Annotated in this window: 10 protein-coding genes; 8 read left to right on the top strand and 2 right to left on the bottom strand. The window is 67.9% G+C overall.

What is annotated here, in order from left to right; translation table 11 throughout:
* The first annotated feature begins 62 nt into the window (after positions 1–62).
* Entirely contained in the window at positions 63–3,488 is a 3,426-nt protein-coding gene (locus tag GGR62_RS12540) for an SbcC/MukB-like Walker B domain-containing protein (protein WP_184408225.1), read from the top strand.
* A gap of 130 nt (positions 3,489–3,618) precedes the next feature.
* Positions 3,619–4,800 carry a DUF3322 and DUF2220 domain-containing protein gene (locus GGR62_RS12535; protein ID WP_184408224.1) on the top strand — a complete coding sequence of 394 codons (1,182 nt, stop codon included), beginning with the start codon at positions 3,619–3,621 and terminating at the stop codon, positions 4,798–4,800.
* Between the two features lie 79 nt (positions 4,801–4,879).
* Here GGR62_RS12535 and GGR62_RS12530 read toward each other — a convergent pair whose 3' ends face one another.
* On the bottom strand, positions 4,880–5,653 hold the full coding sequence (locus GGR62_RS12530; protein ID WP_184408223.1) for a TSUP family transporter: 774 nt from the start codon (positions 5,651–5,653) through the stop codon (positions 4,880–4,882).
* A 777-nt stretch (positions 5,654–6,430) separates the two neighbouring features.
* Between GGR62_RS12530 and GGR62_RS12525 the strand changes: the two genes are divergently transcribed.
* From GGR62_RS12525 to bphP, 6 genes are all read left to right on the top strand, one after another.
* A complete protein-coding gene (locus GGR62_RS12525; RefSeq protein ID WP_184408222.1) occupies positions 6,431–6,820 on the top strand; it encodes a YchJ family metal-binding protein in 390 nt (129 codons plus the stop codon).
* A 653-nt stretch (positions 6,821–7,473) separates the two neighbouring features.
* Entirely contained in the window at positions 7,474–7,677 is a 204-nt protein-coding gene (locus GGR62_RS12520; protein WP_184408221.1) for a hypothetical protein, read from the top strand.
* 121 nt (positions 7,678–7,798) lie between these two features.
* On the top strand, positions 7,799–9,961 hold the full coding sequence (locus GGR62_RS12515) for a lytic murein transglycosylase (RefSeq protein WP_184408220.1): 2,163 nt from the start codon (positions 7,799–7,801) through the stop codon (positions 9,959–9,961).
* 343 nt (positions 9,962–10,304) lie between these two features.
* Positions 10,305–11,570, top strand: a complete 1,266-nt coding sequence (locus GGR62_RS12510; protein WP_184408219.1) for a TCR/Tet family MFS transporter — start codon at positions 10,305–10,307, stop codon at positions 11,568–11,570.
* A 99-nt stretch (positions 11,571–11,669) separates the two neighbouring features.
* Positions 11,670–12,263 (top strand): biliverdin-producing heme oxygenase, encoded by a 594-nt coding sequence (locus GGR62_RS12505; RefSeq protein ID WP_184408218.1) that lies wholly within the window; start codon positions 11,670–11,672, stop codon positions 12,261–12,263.
* Positions 12,260–14,164, top strand: coding sequence for a bacteriophytochrome BphP (gene bphP, locus GGR62_RS12500; RefSeq protein ID WP_184408217.1), 1,905 nt, complete (start codon positions 12,260–12,262; stop codon positions 14,162–14,164). Before GGR62_RS12505 ends, bphP begins: the two co-directional genes overlap by 4 nt.
* Before the next feature lie 293 nt (positions 14,165–14,457).
* Here the strand turns inward: bphP and GGR62_RS12495 are convergent, their stop codons facing one another.
* On the bottom strand, positions 14,458–15,639 hold the full coding sequence (locus tag GGR62_RS12495; protein ID WP_184408216.1) for a benzoate/H(+) symporter BenE family transporter: 1,182 nt from the start codon (positions 15,637–15,639) through the stop codon (positions 14,458–14,460).
* Positions 15,640–16,195: the final 556 nt, after the last annotated feature.

Raw genomic sequence — 16,195 nt, 5'->3', positions numbered from 1 at the left:
GCGGCACGTTCCAGTCCCACGCCACCGGCGCTCACCTGCATGACACGGCCTAAACTGTCGCAATGAAATCTTCTTCCACGCCTTCCAGCCTGTTCGCAGAGACGCTGCCCGATCCGCGCCTGCAGCAGTTCCGCATGCGCCGCCTGCAGGTGCATAACTGGGGCACGTTCAACGGCCTGACCGACGTGCCGATCGCCGAGAAGGGCTTTCTGTTCGTCGGCCGTTCCGGGTCGGGAAAATCGACCTTGCTGGATGCGATGTCGGCGCTGCTGACCCCGCCCAGCCTGGTCGATTTCAACGCCGCTGCGCGCGAGGCCGAACGTAGTGGTCGCGATCGCAACCTGGTGTCGTATGTGCGTGGCGCCTGGGCCGACCAGCAGGACAGCGCCTCCGGCGAAATCGCCACCCAGTATCTGCGCAAGGGCGCCACCTGGACCGCGCTGGTGCTGGAATACCGCAATGGCGAGGGGCAAGTGATCAGCCTGGTGCGGCTGTTCTGGATCGCCGGCAACGGCGCGGCGGCAGCCGACGTGCGCAAGCACTACATGGTGGTCGAGCGCAGCTTCGATATCGCCAGCGAGCTGGCCGGCTTCGATCTGGATCTGCGCAAGCTCAAGGCGCGGCTGGGCGACGGCATCGCCCACTTCGAGAATTTCTCCGGCTATGCCGAGCGCTTCCGTCATCAGCTGGGCATCGCCAACGAGATGGCGTTGCGGCTGCTGCACAAGACCCAGTCGGCGAAAAATCTCGGCGATCTCAATGTGTTCCTGCGCGGGTTCATGCTCGAAGAGCCCAAGACCTTCGACGCCTGCGAGCGGTTGGTGGGCGATTTTGCCGAGCTCGATGGTGCACACCAGGCGGTGGTCACGGCGCGGCGTCAGGTCGAAACGCTGCTGCCGGCGCGCGCGCACTACGATGCGCTGCAACAGGTGCAGCGCCAGCGCGGGCAGCTGCAGGAGCTCAAGCTCGGCATCGATGCCTACCGCGAGCAGCGTCGGCTCGCCTTGCTGGATGCGCGCCTGCACGCACTGGACGTGCACGATCAGGGACTGGCTGGCGAGGAAGGCCAGCGTCACGCTGCGCTGGACAACCACCAGCAACGCTTGTCCGACCTGGAGGCCCAGCGGCGCAGCCAGGGGGGCGAGCGGATCGATGCGCTGGAACGCGAGCAGCTCCAGCTGCAGGGCGAACTTGCGCGCCGCAGCGCCAAGCGCGCCAAGGCCGACCAGGCCTGCGGCCAGCTCGACCAGACGCTGGCCGACAATGCGCATGGCTTTGCCGAGCAGTCTGCACAGGCGCGCGCCGCACTGGAGGACGGGCAGCGGTTGGCGGCCGAACTGGACGAGGCGATCGGCGAGCGCATCGCCGGCAAGCGCGAGGACACCCAGCGCTTTGCGCAGGTGCGCGCCGAGATCGAGGCGCTCACCCGCAACCCCTCCAATATTCCGGCGCCGATGCAAAGCCTGCGCGCGCGCCTGAGTGCCGAGACCGGCGTGCCCGAGGCAGCGTTGCCGTTCGTGGGTGAGTTGATCCAGGTGCGTGCGCAAGACGCCAGTTGGCGCGGTGCCATCGAGCGCGTGCTGCATGGCTTTGCGCAGTCGCTGCTGGTGGACGAGCGGCATTACGCCGAGGTCGCCGACTGGGTCAATCGCACCCATCTGGGCACGCGCCTGGTCTATTACCGGGTGCGCAACAACGAACAGGCGCTGACGGGGCGCGAACCCGCCAGCGCCTCGCTGCTGCACAAGCTGGAACTGCGCGATCATCCGTTCGCCGGCTGGTTGCGCCGCGAGCTGGGCAAGCGCTTCGACTACGACTGCGTCGACAACGCCAATGCCTTGCGCACCGCAGAGCGCGCGATCACCCGCGAAGGCCAGGTCAAGCACCCGGGCGAGCGCTATGAAAAGGACGACCGCCATGCGGTGGGCGACCGTCGGCGCTGGCTGCTGGGCTTCGACAACCGCGACAAGCTGGCGCTGTTCGAACGCGAAGCCATCGCGCTGGCGCAACGCATCGCCGCCTGCGATGCCGATGTGTCCGAGCTGCGTGCGCGCCGCGAACGCGATGGCAGCCGGCGCCTGGCCCAGCACACCCTGGCCAACCTGGGTTGGGAAGAGATCGATGTGGCCGCGCCGCTGCAGCGGCTGGACGATATCGCCAACGCCTTGCGTCAGCTGCGCGAAGGCGATGCCAACCTGCGTGCGCTGGGTGAGGCGATCGAGCGCACGCGCGGCGATCTGGAACAGGCCAGGCGCACGTTCGAGGACGTGCGCAAGGAGCGCGCCAAGCTGGAGGGCGAACGCGAGCGGCTGGAAAAAACCCGGCTGGGCTGTGCCGATGCAGATCAGCGTGTGATCACGCCATTGCAGCAGCAGGGGTTGAGCGAGCGCGTGGCCGGCCTGGGCGTGCTCACCCTGGACAACCTGGATGCGCAGTTCCGCAGCATCGACAACGCGCTGACCGAGCAACTACGCGCCAGCGACAGCGAGCACAATCGGCTGGAACAGTTGCTGCTCGGCTGCTTTCGCCGCTATTGCCAGCACTGGCCCGAAGACAGCGGCGACTTCACCGTCAGCCTGTCCGGCGCCGACGATTTCCTCGCGCGGCTGCAGCGCCTGCAGCGCGATGGCCTGCCCCAGCACGAAGCGCGTTTCTTCGAGCTGTTGCAGAGCCAGAGCAAGAACAATCTGCTCGCCTTGCAGCGCTACACCGCCGAGGCGCGCAAATCGATCGCCCAGCGTCTGGACGAGGTCAATGCCAGCCTGGAGCAGGTGCCGTTCAACCACGGCACGCTGCTGACCATCGAACTCAGCGACCGCCGCCTGCCGGAGGTGATCGACTTCCATCAGCGTCTGCGCGATGTACTCGGCCATCACCAGACCGAGCAGCGCGACGTGGCCGAACAGCAGTTCGCGGTGTTGCGCGAACTGGTGCGCAAGCTCGGCTCGGCCGACGGCGAAGACCGGCGCTGGCGCGAGCTGGTGCTGGATGTGCGCCTGCATGTGGAGTTCGTCGGCGTCGAACTGGATGCGGCCACCCGCCAGCAGGTGGAGATCTACCGCAGCGGCGCCGGCAAATCCGGCGGCCAGCGGCAGAAGTTGGCAACCACCTGTCTGGCCGCCGCGCTGCGCTACCAGCTTGGCGGCGAGGACGGTGAACTGCCGCGGTATGCGGCCGTGGTGCTGGACGAAGCCTTCGACAAGGCCGACAACGAATTCACTGCGCTGGCGATGAACATCTTCGAGAACTTCGGTTTCCAGATGGTGGTGGCCACGCCGCTGAAATCGGTGATGACGCTGGAGCCGTTCATCGGCGGCGCCTGCTTTGTCGAGATCAGCGGCCGTCACGATTCGGGCGTATTGCTGATCGAATACGACCAACAGTCGCGCAGGCTCAAGCTGCCCGAGCGCTCGCGTAGCGCAACCGCAGCGGCGGCACCGATCGAGCCGTCTGTCGACGATGGCGTCGCACCACCCTCCACCGCATGAGCTGCGCTGGATGCCCGCACTGCGCTTTGGGAGCGCCCGGCCAGAGGTGCACTGCCTGCGTATCCGCAGCGGGTGATCCCACGCGTGTGGCGGCTGCGCGCCAACGCCGCACCGCCGCGAACGCCCACTGATGGCGGCCGTCTCGCCGATGCTGCTGCCGGCCGCCGCACTGCAGGCCTTGCGCGGACAATGGCAGCGCGCACGCGGGCAGTGGTTGATCGGGCAGGGCGAACCGCAACCGATTGGGTTGCGGGTGCCGACCCAGGCGCAGGCCATCGCACGCTTCGATGCCTTCGGTCACTGGCTGCAGAGCTGGAACCGCAGCGGCCTGCCCGGTCGGGTGGAGTACCGCGATGTGGCCTGGCCGCAACTGGGCTCGCAACGCCTGCCGCACGCCTGGGTGCTGGACGATGCCGCCCAGGTTGCCGCCGCGCTTGGCGAGGCCGCGCGCTGGGAGCGCGCCAGCGAACGTTGCGCGGCGTTGCAGGCGCGCTGGCCGCAGGCGGTCGCCCTGGCAGCGCGGCTACGCCGTCAATTCGATCTGCTGGCCGACTGGCCCGATGCCGATTTCTCCCGGCTGGTCGCCGTGGTCGATTGGCTGCACCGGCACCGCGACAGCGGGTTGTTCCTGCGCCAGCTTCCCATCGCCGGCATCGACAGCAAATGGATCGACCCCCACCGCAAGGTGATCGCCGACTGGCTTGCCAGCCTGCGCGGCATTGCCGAACCACGCAGCTTCGCCAGCCTGTCCGGCCTGCGCAGCGCGCCGGATCGGCTGCGTTTGCGATTGCTCGATCCAGCCCTGCGCCAGCAGCTAGGCGGGTTGGAAGACATCACCGCACCGATTGCGCAGATCGCCGCGCTACGCCTGCCGGCGCGCCGCGTGCTCATCGTGGAGAACCGCGAGACCGGTCTGGCCTGCGAAGCACTGCCGGGCACGGTGGTGCTGATGGCGCGCGGGTACGCCATCGAGTACGTGCGCAGCATCGACTGGCTGCGCGCGTTGCCGCTGTACTACTGGGGCGACATCGACACCCACGGCCTGGCGATCCTGCATCGCTTGCGCACGCATGCGCCACACACCATCGCCTTGCTGATGGACCAGGCCACCCTGCATGCCACCCCGCGCGCGCTGTGGGGGCACGAACGCAAGCAGCACCGCGCCCAGCGCCTGGAGGCGCTCAGCGACGACGAACAGCGCCTGTATGCAGACTTGCGTGACGGCCGGTTCGGTCCTTCCCCGCGCCTGGAGCAGGAGCGCATCGCCTGGGACTATGCCTGGCCGCGCATCCAGGCCGCATTGGCCGAGTGAGCGGCGACCCGATCGGGTCGCAGGCCAGCGGGAATCAACGGCATCGGTCAACCCAAGCCACGCGTGTCTGCAGGCACGCTCAGTGCAGCAGGTCCCAGCCCATCTTGCCGATCAACACGATGACCAGCACCAGGAACAACTTGCGGATCAGCGGCGTGCCGCCGCGCAGCGCCATCCGCGTGCCGGCCACGGCGCCGGCCACATTCGCCACCGCCATTGGAATGCCGAGCGCCAACATCACCTGGCCGCTGGGCAAAAAGAACGACAGCGCCGCCAGGTTGGTGGCCAGGTTCACCACCTTGGCTGCGGCCGAGGCGCGCAGGAAATCCAGCCCGAAAAAGCGGATGAACAGGAAGATCAAAAAGCTGCCGGTGCCCGGCCCGAAGAAGCCGTCGTAGAACCCGATCGCCGCGCCCATCGCCAGCGCGGTGGCCAACTCACGCCGGCCGATCTCGCGTGGCCGATGCAGTGCACCGAAATCCTTCTTGATCAACGTGTAGATCAGCATCGCGATCAGCAGCGCCAGGATCAGCGGCCGCACTGCCTGCTTGGGCATCAGGCTGACGGCGGTCGCGCCCAGAAACGAAAACGTAAAGGCCGCCGCCGTCGCGTACAGCACCGGCCGCCATGGAAAGCGCACGTTGCGCGCATAGCGCCACGCCGACACACCGGTGCCGAACATGGCGCTGAACTTGTTGGTGCCCAGGATCAGCGACGGTGTCTGCTGCGGCAAGGTGGCGAACATGCCGGGCAACTGGATCAACCCGCCACCACCGACCGCCGCATCCACCAGCCCGGCAACGAAGGCGATGCAGAGCAGCCACGGCAATTCGGTGGGAATCAGGTCCAGCAAGGCGGCGCTCCGCACGAGGGGGCGCCAGCATAGCCGCAGCACCAACCCGGCGCGACCGCAGCGCAGGGTGGGGTGCCTGCGAACACGTCGCTGCCTGCGCCACGCCGGAAGCCATGATCGGCACATCGGATCGCGCGTGCGCGCACCAGCAAGCGCCCATACCGAAGCGCCCTCGGCCGTGAGAGGCATCGCCTTGATCGACTGCTGGCATCCTTCCCCCATCCGCCCTGCGGGCACCTTCCCCCGCACGCGGGAGAAGGGAAGTCGCATGCGTGAGTCGGCACGCGCGGGAGAAGGGAGGTCGCATGCGGGGAGTTGGCATGCGCGGGAGAAGGGAAGTCGCATGCGGGAGTCGGCATGCGCGGGAGAAGGGAGGTCGCATGCGGGGAGTTGGCACGCGCGGGAGTCGGGACGTTGCTCCGGGAAACAGGATGTCGCACCGGGCAATCAGGATGTCGCACCGGTGTAGGAACCTCGAGATTGCACGCGCACTAGCCCCTCTCCCGCGTGCGGGAGAGGGGTTGGGGTGAGGGGACGGGGCAACGCCCTGCTGCCGTGCAACCGCACCAGCCTGTCATCCGCCGCCTCAAACGCCACACCAGACCTTAGCTTGTCAAAAAAAAACGAGCCCGCATCGCTTGCCGGAGAACGCCATGACAAACCGCGGCATCGGTCGTCCAAGCAACCCCTGCAGACCTGCAATAACGCGTACAAGCCGCATCCCGCATCCCCAATCCCCAATCCCCAATCCCCAATCCCATCGCGCACAATTGCCGCATGGCGAACCCTGCATCCACCGATCCCTGTCCCTGCGGCCGCGCTGGCGCGTACGCGCAATGCTGCGGGCAATACCACGCCGGCACCGCCGCTGCCGATGCCGAAACCCTGATGCGTGCGCGTTACAGCGCCTACGTGCGCCGCGATGTGGCCTACCTGCTCAGCAGTTGGCACCCGTCCACACGCCCGCCCGAGCTATCGCTGGACGAAGGCGGCCGGACCACCTGGCTCGGCCTCACCGTGCAGCGCGCCACTGTCACCGGCACCGATACCGCCGAGGTGGTGTTCCTGGCCCGCTACCGCATCGGCGGCGGCAGCGCGGTGCGCATGACCGAACACAGCCGCTTCGTGCGCGAAGACGGCCGCTGGTATTACCTCGACGCACGCTGAGCGCCAGGCGCTCAGCGACCGCAGCGTCGCGTGGACCGGCGCATCGGCGCTGCAAGCGTGCCGCACGCCGCTCTCCATGCGCATCAGGCAGCGTAACGTGGCGCGCCCCCACCTTTTGCGAAGGTCTGCTCCCAGGCCCGCTGCTGCGGGAACCAGAGGCCATGGACGTTGATGGACATTGACAGTGCTGCCGATGGGTTTTTGCAAGACGCTGCTGCGGCAATACCCCGCAGTAGAGACGCCCAGGCGCGCACCTGGAATGCCGACCAAGATATCCAGATCCACGTCCGCTCCCACGCCCACTCCGCCGGCATTGGCGTCGCCGGCCGAGCGTCGGCCCGAGACAGTGTGGGCGTCATCGTTGGCCCACAAAAAAGCGTGCCGTGATACCGCGCTGTTCCAGTCAGGCAGTGCCTGGCCTGCAATGGTCGACACCGTGACCGCGCGGCTGCGCCCTGGCCAACGTGGGGGGACGTGTGGGTGCAAACGGGCGTGCAGCGCCGCCGTGGGGATTGGGGAGGCGCCGAGGTCGCCCGGATTGAACAAGCGACCGACAAGCGGCATGCGCGGCCGCGTCTTCTCGACACCACGTTCGCAGGCGATCCCGGAAGCTTGCCGCGCGGCGAAGCTCGCCGTCAGGGCGGACACGGATCATGGCAAGTCTCAATCTCTGGCACTGGGTGTTGCTGACAGTCACGCTGTTTGCGATTGTGCTGCCGCTGCTGCTTGCCACCGCAATGATCTGGTTCGGTCCACGCCACGACCGTCCGCGCCGGGCGCGCCGCCGCCCGATCGAGGTCGGCCCGTCGGCGCCGGGCCTGTCGCTGCTGAGCGGCATCACCGGCGACGGCAGCTAGTGGAAGGGCGCATCGCCGCCCTGCACGCCTGAAACCAGCCAGGTTGGCTATCCTCGTCGGCTCGACTTGCCGCAGGAGCGCCCCATCGCATGACGTTCGCCCATATGCCGGCCACCACGCCATGACGCCGCTGCGGCGTGCCTTCGCGCTACTGATCGCACTGGTGCCGCTGGCCGCCAGCGCCGACCCGGTCTTCGACCGCTGCCTGGCCGGGCTGCAGACCCAGGCCGCCGCCAAGGGCGTGGATGCCGCCAACTTCCAGCGTTTCACCGCCGGCCTGGCGCCCGACCCGAGCGTGTTGCCGCTGCTCGATGCGCAGCCCGAATTCAGCACGCCGATCTGGGATTACCTCGCCAGCCTGGTCGACAGCCAGCGCGTCACCGATGGCCAGGCCATGCTGGTCACCCACCGCGACTTGCTCACCCGCCTGTCCGAACAGACCGGCGTCGATCCAGCCACCATCGTGGCGGTCTGGGGGGTGGAGAGCGACTACGGTCGCGTCACCGGCAAGCGCCCGCTGCTGGTGTCGCTGGCCACGCTGTCGTGCGCAGGCCGCCGCCAGCCGTTCTTCCGCGGCGAATTCCTCGCGCTGCTCAGCCTGTTGCAACGCGGTGACCTGTCCCCGCAGGAACTGACCGGCTCCTGGGCCGGCGCCTTCGGGCAGACCCAGTTCATGCCCTCGACCTATACGCGCATCGCGGTGGACGGGGATGGCGACGGCCGTCGCGATCTGGTCGCCAGCATCCCCGACGCGCTGGCCTCCACTGCCAACTATCTGGTCAAGGCCGGCTGGGAACGCGCCCGCCCCTGGGGCATGGAAGTGCGCCTGCCCGCCGGTTTCGATGCCAGCAAGGCCGGGCGCACCCGGCGCCAACCGTTGCAGGCCTGGCAGAACGCTGGTCTGCTCGGCACCGACGGCAAGGCGTTGGCGCCGACCGGTATCTCCGCCGACACCGCAGCCGCCCTGTTGCTACCGGCCGGCGCCACCGGCCCGGCGTTTCTGGTCTTCCGCAACTACGACGCGATCTACGCCTACAACGCCGCCGAAAGCTACGCGCTGTCGATCGCCTTGCTCGCCGACCGCCTGCGCGGCGGCCCTGGCCTGGTCACCGCCTGGCCCACCGACGACCCCGGCCTGGGCCGTCCCGAACGGCGCGAACTGCAGCAGTTGCTGCTGGCTCGCGGCCACCTGATCGGCGAGGCCGACGGCATGATCGGCACCGCCAGCCGCCGTGCCATCCAGGTCGAACAGACCCGCCTGGGCCTGCAACCGGCCGATGGCCGCCCCGGTCAACGCATCCTCGCCGCCCTGCGCGCCGCCCCGCCGGTCACCGGTGCGGCCGCCGTCCGCGCCACCGCCTTCAAGCTGCCGGCTGCCTATCCCGCATTCGCCCAATCCCCCATCGTCCAGAAGGCCCCCCCCATGTCCGACCTCATTGGCCTGCGCACAGGCGACTTCCACGGCTTTCCCTCGCTGTTGATCGACACCCCGTTCTCCACCGCCGCCATCAGCCTGTTCGGCGGCCAGCTGCTGTCGTTCGTGCCCAAGGGCGGGCAGGACGTGATGTGGCTGTCGCCGACCGCCAAGCAGCCGCCGACCCCGATCCGCGGCGGCGCACCGGTCTGCTGGCCGTACTTCGGCCGTCAGGACCAGACCGGCGAGGTCCCCGCACACGGTTTCGTGCGCACCGTGCCCTGGCAGCTGACCGACAGCCGCCGCGAGGACGACGGCACCCTGGTGCTCACCCTGACGCCGCCGACCTTCGACGACCTGGCCCTGCGTCTGCACATGACCCTGCGCATCGGCCGCACCCTCGAACAACGTTTGATCACCGAGAACACCAGCAAGACGCCGGTGCGGTTCACCCAGGCGCTGCACAACTACTTCCGCGTCGGCGACGCGCTCAAGGTCAGCGTGCAGGGCCTGGACGGGCTGGACTATCTCGACAAGTACGAGAACTACGCTACCGTCCACCGCCAGCAGGGCGACTGGAGCCTGCGCGACCCACGCGATCCCGGCCGCAGCGACCGCATCTACACCAACGCCGGCGGCCGCTACACCCTGACCGATCCGGTGCTCGGCCGGCGCATCGTCATCGCCACCCAGGGCAGCCGCTCGCTGGTGGCCTGGAACCCGGGCGAAGAGGCCGGCAAGAAGATGGCCGACGTGGGCGAGGGCTGGCGCGACTACGTCTGCCTGGAAGCGGCCAACGCCGGCCCGGACGTGATCGAACTCGCACCCGGCGCCAGCCACACGCTGACCCAGACCATCAGCATCGAGTAACTGCCAGCGCACGCTTGCCGCCGCCTGCCGCCTGCCGCCTGCCGCCTGCCGCCTGCTATTTGCCGTCAGCCGTCAGCTGTTCGCTGTTCGCCGCCAGCCGTCAGCCGTCAGCCGCCAGCCGTCAGCCGTCAGCCGTCAGCCGTCAGCCGCCAGCTGTTCGCTGTTCGCCGTCAGCCGCCAGCGCCCCACGCCCGCACACCACATACCTCTTCCACGCCCGCCTTCTCCCGCGTCCCTTCTCCCGCCTGCGGGAGAAGGTGCCCGAAGGGCGGATGAGGGCCCAGCGCCGCGCACACCCAAGCCCACCCGCTACACTCGCCGCCTCGCTCCTCTGCGCCGCGCGATGCCCCTCTCTCCTGATCCCGCTCCCGCCACGGGCCGGCGCCGCGCCGCGCTGATCTTCATCTTCATCACCGTGCTGATCGACGTGCTGGCGTTCGGCGTGATCATTCCGGTGCTGCCGGATCTGGTGCGGCAATTCACCGGTGGCGACTACGCCGTGGCGGCCGGCTGGATCGGCTGGTTTGGCTTCCTGTTCGCGGCCATCCAGTTCGTCTGCTCGCCGCTGCAGGGTGCCTTGTCCGATCGCTTCGGCCGACGCCCGGTGATCCTGCTCTCGTGCCTGGGCCTGGGGCTGGATTTCATCCTGATGGCCGTGGCCCACTCGTTGCCGATGCTGCTGCTGGCGCGGGTGATCTCCGGCGTATGCTCGGCCAGCTTTTCCACCGCCAATGCCTACATCGCCGATGTCACCCCCGCCGATAAACGCGCTGGCGCGTTCGGCATGCTCGGCGCCGCGTTCGGCATTGGCTTTGTCGCCGGCCCATTGATCGGCGGCTGGTTGGGCAGCATCGGCCTGCGCTGGCCGTTCTGGTTTGCCGCAGGGCTGGCCTTGTTGAACGTGCTGTACGGCTGGTGCGTGCTGCCCGAATCGCTGCCCGCCGAACGCCGCACGCCACGCCTGGACTGGTCGCACGCCAACCCGCTCGGCGCGCTCAAGCTGCTGCGTGGCTATCCGCAGGTGTTCGGCCTGGCCTCGGTGGTGTTCCTGGCCAATCTGGCCCATTACGTCTATCCCAGCATCTTCGTGCTGTTCGCCGGCTACCAATATCGCTGGGGCCCGCGTGAAGTCAGCTGGGTGCTGGCCGGTGTCGGCGTGTGCAGCATCATCGTCAACGCGCTGCTGGTCGGCCGGCTGGTGCGCTGGCTGGGCGAACGTCGCGCGCTGCTGCTGGGTCTGGGCTGCGGGGTGGTCGGTTTCGTCATCTACGGGTTGGCCGACAGTGGCACGGCGTTCCTGATCGGCGTGCCGATCAGCGCGTTCTGGGCGATCGCCGCACCGGCAGCGCAGTCCCTGATCACCCGCCAGGTCGGCGCCGATGCGCAGGGCCGCGTGCAAGGCGCGCTCACCAGCCTGGTCAGCCTGGCCGGCGTCGCCGGCCCGTTGTTGTTCGCCAACGTCTTTGCCTGGTTTATCGGCGCCGGGGCGGCCTGGCATCTGCCGGGTGCGCCCTGGTTGCTGGCCGGCCTCCTGCTCGCCGCAGGCTGGGTCATGGCCTGGAAGCGGGCAGGGCGTGGCCCCGGCATCGCTCCCGCTGCACCGGGCTGATGCCAACCTATTCAGCTTGTGCTCGCGCCCGCTTTTTCTGATTTGCGCGGGCACTGCTAGGCTGGTGCACTCCGTGCCGCGGCACCGCCTCGACTCCCTATGTGTCCTGACACCCTGGCTGTTCCGCCATCGGCCGCGCTTGCGTTGCGCCATGCCACACAGGACACCCATCGCCTGGTCGAAACGGTCCCGCTGATGCAGGCGTTGGGGCAGGGGCGGGTCGATCGCGCTGCCTATGCGCAGATCCTGCGCCGCCACCATGCCTTGCTGGCCGGCTTCGAAGACCAGTTGAACGACTGGCTCTGCAGCCTGGTGGGCACCGGTTGGCACTACCGGCGCCGCCTGCCGGCCTTGGGCGAGGATCTGCGCACGCTCGGCCAGCAACCGGATGCGCCCATCGCAGCGCCCGCCGCCGGCAGCGATGCCGCGCGCTGGGGCATGCTGTACGTCATCGAAGGCTCGCAACTGGGTGGGCGGATGATCGCGCGCACCTTGCGCAAGCAGCAGCCCGCGCTGGCCGACGCCTTGCGCTATTTCGAACTGGCCGACGATGATCCGGCCGGCTGGCGCCGTTTCCAGGCCGTGCTCGACCAGCGTCTGACCACTCCTTCCGCACGCGACGCCGCCATCGACGGCGCGCAGGCCATGTTTTCCCACTTTCATACCTGCCTTGCAGCGGAGCCGCGCCCGTGAATCAGCCCACCGAACCCCTGGATATGGATGTCTGTGCACGTGAGCCGATCCATATTCCCGGCCTGATCCAGCCGTACGGCGTCTTGCTGGTGATCGAACCGGCCGACGGCCGCATCGTGCAGGCCAGCACCACCGCCGCCGAGCTGCTCGGCGTGCCGCTGGCCGAGCTGCTGGGCATGTCCTACACCCAGGTGCTGGAACTGCCCGGCGAGCAGCCGTTCGCGGTCGACGACCAACCGCAGCACCTGCTGCACGCCGACGTGCACTTTCCGCTACGCGCAGCCCCCACCGAGCGCCCCTGGGTTGCCGCCTGGCATCTGTATCCGGAGCAATGGCTGATCGAGATGGAGCCGCGCGACGCGCGCCTGATGGACGTCACCCTGCGCGAAGCGCTGCCGCTGTTGCGCAGCATCGAGCGCGATCCCGGCATCGCCGAAGCCGCCGTGCGCGCCGCCAAGGGCCTGCGCAGCATGATTGGCTTCGACCGGGTGATGATTTACCGCTTCGACGAAGAGTGGAACGGCGACGTCATTGCCGAAGCGCGCCAACCCGACCTGGACGCCTATCTCGGCCTGCATTACCCGGCCACCGACATCCCGGCGCAGGCGCGCGCGCTGTACCTGCGCAACCGCGTGCGTCAGATCGCCGATGTCGGTTACCAGGCGTCGCCGATCGAACCCACGCTGCATCCGCGCCTGGGCACCCCGGTGGATTTGAGCGACGTCAGTCTGCGCAGCGTGTCGCCAGTGCATCTGGAATACCTGGCCAACATGGGCGTGACCGCCACGCTGGTGTCCTCGATCGTCGTCAACGATGCGCTGTGGGGATTGATCGCCTGCCACCATTACAGCCCGCACTTCACCAGCCATGCCATGCGCGATGCCACCGACGCGGTGACCCGCGCGCTGGCCGGGCGCATTGGCGCATTGCAGGCGGTGGCGCGTGCGCACATGGAATCGGTGCTGCTCACCGTGCGCGAGAAGTTGATCACCGACTTCAACGATGCCGACCAGATGACCGTGGAAATGCTCGCCGACATGGCGCCGGACCTGATGGACGTGGTCGATGCCGACGGCGTGGCGATCTTCCATGGCAACGAGATCAGCCGGCATGGCAGCACCCCCGATGTCGCTGCGCTGCGGCGCATCCGCGACCACATCGAATCCGAACACCACGACGCCCTGCGCGAGGATGCGGTCGGCGCCCTGCATGTGGATGCGATCGGCGACGTGTTCCCGCACCTGGCCGACCTCGCCCCGCTGGCGGCCGGCTTCATCTTCGTCCCGCTGATGCCGCAATCGCGTAGCGCTTTGCTGTGGACCCGCCGCGAGCAGGTGCAGCAGGTCAAATGGGCCGGCAACCCGCAGCTGGCCAAACTGGCGGACATTCCCAACTCGCGGCTGTCGCCGCGCAAGAGTTTCGACCTCTGGCAGGAAACCGTGCGCGGCCGCGCGCGCCGCTGGTCGCCACTGCACCTGGAATCGGCGCGCAGCCTGCGCGTATTGATCGAACTGATGGAGCGCAAGCGCTTCCAGCAGGATTTCACCCTGCTCGAAGCCTCGCTCTCGCGTCTGCGCGACGGTGTGGCCATCATCGAACGCGGCGCAACCAGTGCCGCGCACCGCCTGATGTTCGTCAACCCGGCCTTTGCCGAACTCAGTCAGACCGAAGTGGCCGACCTGATCGGCTGCGACATCCTGGCCTTGTTGGCCAACGATGCCTCCCGCACCAAGGTGGAATTGCTCGAAGACGCGCTGCGGCAAGGGCGCGCCGCCTATGTCACCCTGCCATTGCGTTCGCAGGATGGTTCGCCGGTCTACCGCCAGTTCCACCTCGAACCCTTGCCCAGCCCCAGCGGCGTCACCGCCCATTGGCTGTTGCAGCTGCGCGATCCCGAATAAGCGCTGGCCGGAACACAGCGGCTTGCTTGCTCCGCAGGGAGAAGATGCCGCTGTGGAGACGCCTTCCTTTCAGCGGGCAGGGGTCAGGGGCATCGCAACGGTCGGGTGGCCGTGCCACCAGCCCGAATGCCCCTTGCCTGGCGACCACAACGCGATGTGTTTGGTGACACGCGGAGTGCAAGTCGCAGCAGGCCGCTCGCGGCCCTGCTGCCTGCATTGCGTCGCGCGATCGGGCACGACGTCCCGCTCACGTCATCCTGCAAGCACTCCATCCATGAGATGGCGCGCACTGTCTAAGCCCGTGGCCGCACCACCAACAAGGCGATCGTCCCGGCCACCAAGCCCCAGAACGAGGCACCGATCCCGCCCAGCGTCAGCCCCGATGCGGTCACCAGGAAGGTGATCAAGGCCGCTTCGCGCGCGCTGTCCTGCTGCAACGCCGCCGCCAGGCTGTTGCCGATCGTGCCCAGCAACGCGATCCCGGCGATCGCCATCACCAGCTCGCGCGGGAACGCCGCAAACACCGCCGCCACGGTCGCACCGAATACCCCGATCAGCAGATAGAACACGCCCGCGCTCACCGCAGCGGTGTAACGCCGCGCCGGGTCCTCATGCGCCTCGCGGCCCATGCAGATCGCCGCCGTGATCGCCGCCAGGTTCAACGCATAGCCGCCGAACGGCGCCAACAGCGTATTGGTCACCCCGATCCAGCCGATCGTCGGCGAGATCGGCACCTCGTACCCGCAGGCGCGGATCACCGCCACGCCCGGCACGTTCTGCGACGCCATGGTGACCACGAACAACGGGATCGCCAGTCCGAACAACGCCGCCCACGACAGCGACGGCACCACCAACACCGGGTGGGCCAGTTCAAGCCGGATGCTCTGCCACTGCATCGACCCGCTGCCGGCCGCAATCGCCACCCCGACCAGCAAGGTCGCAATCACCGCGTAACGCGCAAACCAGCGTCGGCCGGCCAGATAAGTCGCCAGCATCGCCAGCGCCAGCAGCACCTGACTCTTCATCGCCACGAACAGGTCCAGCCCGAAGCGCAACAACACCCCGGCCAGCATGCCCGAGGCCAGCGAGATCGGAATCCGCCGAATCGCCCGCTCGAACACTCCCGAGAAGCCGGCCACCATGCCGAGCACCGCAGCCACCACAAAGGCACCCATCGCCTCGCGCAACGGCACCCCGGCCGCACTGCCGATCAACATCGCCGCCCCCGGCGTGGACCACGCGGTCACCACCGGCACGCGATAGCGCAGCGACAAGCCGATGCAGGTCATGCCCATGCCGATCCCGAGCGCCCACATCCACGAGGCGAGCTGCGCCTGATCCGCACCCAGATGCCGCGCCGCTTCGAACACGATCACTGCAGAACTGGCAAAGCTCACCAACACCGTGACAAAGCCCGCGGCAATCGCGGGCAGGGACAGATCGCGGAGCAGGCTGAGGGTGCGGGAGGAAGGCATCGTGAGCTCTCTAACGAGTGCATGCATTCTCACCGAGCACGCCGGTGATCGATACCTGTGCACTTGCGATGGATAGCGTGTCTTTATAGAGAGAGAGCGCAGTGCCGCCAGGTCGGACTAGCGCGTCGCATCGGTCCTCGCGGATGCGTGCAGGGCGGTGTCATGCCAGTGTCAAAAAACGCTTGCACTTCTGCGCAGGCTCGATAAACTGCGCGACCTCGCTCAGGACGGCGGCGCTTCTCGAAGCATCGCAACAACGAACGAGGCGAATCGGAAACATCACAAGGTGTTGACGAAACGCAAAAGCCGGCTATGATGGGCGGCTCGCTACACGGAAAGACGCTACGGCGGATTGAGGTGCAGCGGCGGCAACGTCCTCTTCACGAGGGGTTGACGGAGATGAAAAGCCTGCTAATATGGCCGGCTCGCTTCGCAGAAAACCTTCGGGTGGAAACGAAGCAGCGTCAACCACCTCGGAAACAAGGTGTTGACGGTAAGAAAAAGTCCGCTATACTAGGCGGCTCGCTTCGACGGAAACGACGAAGCTGACGGGAAC

This window comes from Xanthomonas sp. 3075 (assembly GCF_014197275.1).
Classification (GTDB): Bacteria; Pseudomonadota; Gammaproteobacteria; order Xanthomonadales; family Xanthomonadaceae; genus Xanthomonas; species Xanthomonas campestris_B.
Note: the sequence above shows the minus strand (reverse complement) of the source record. Positions and strands in the feature narration are given on the sequence as shown.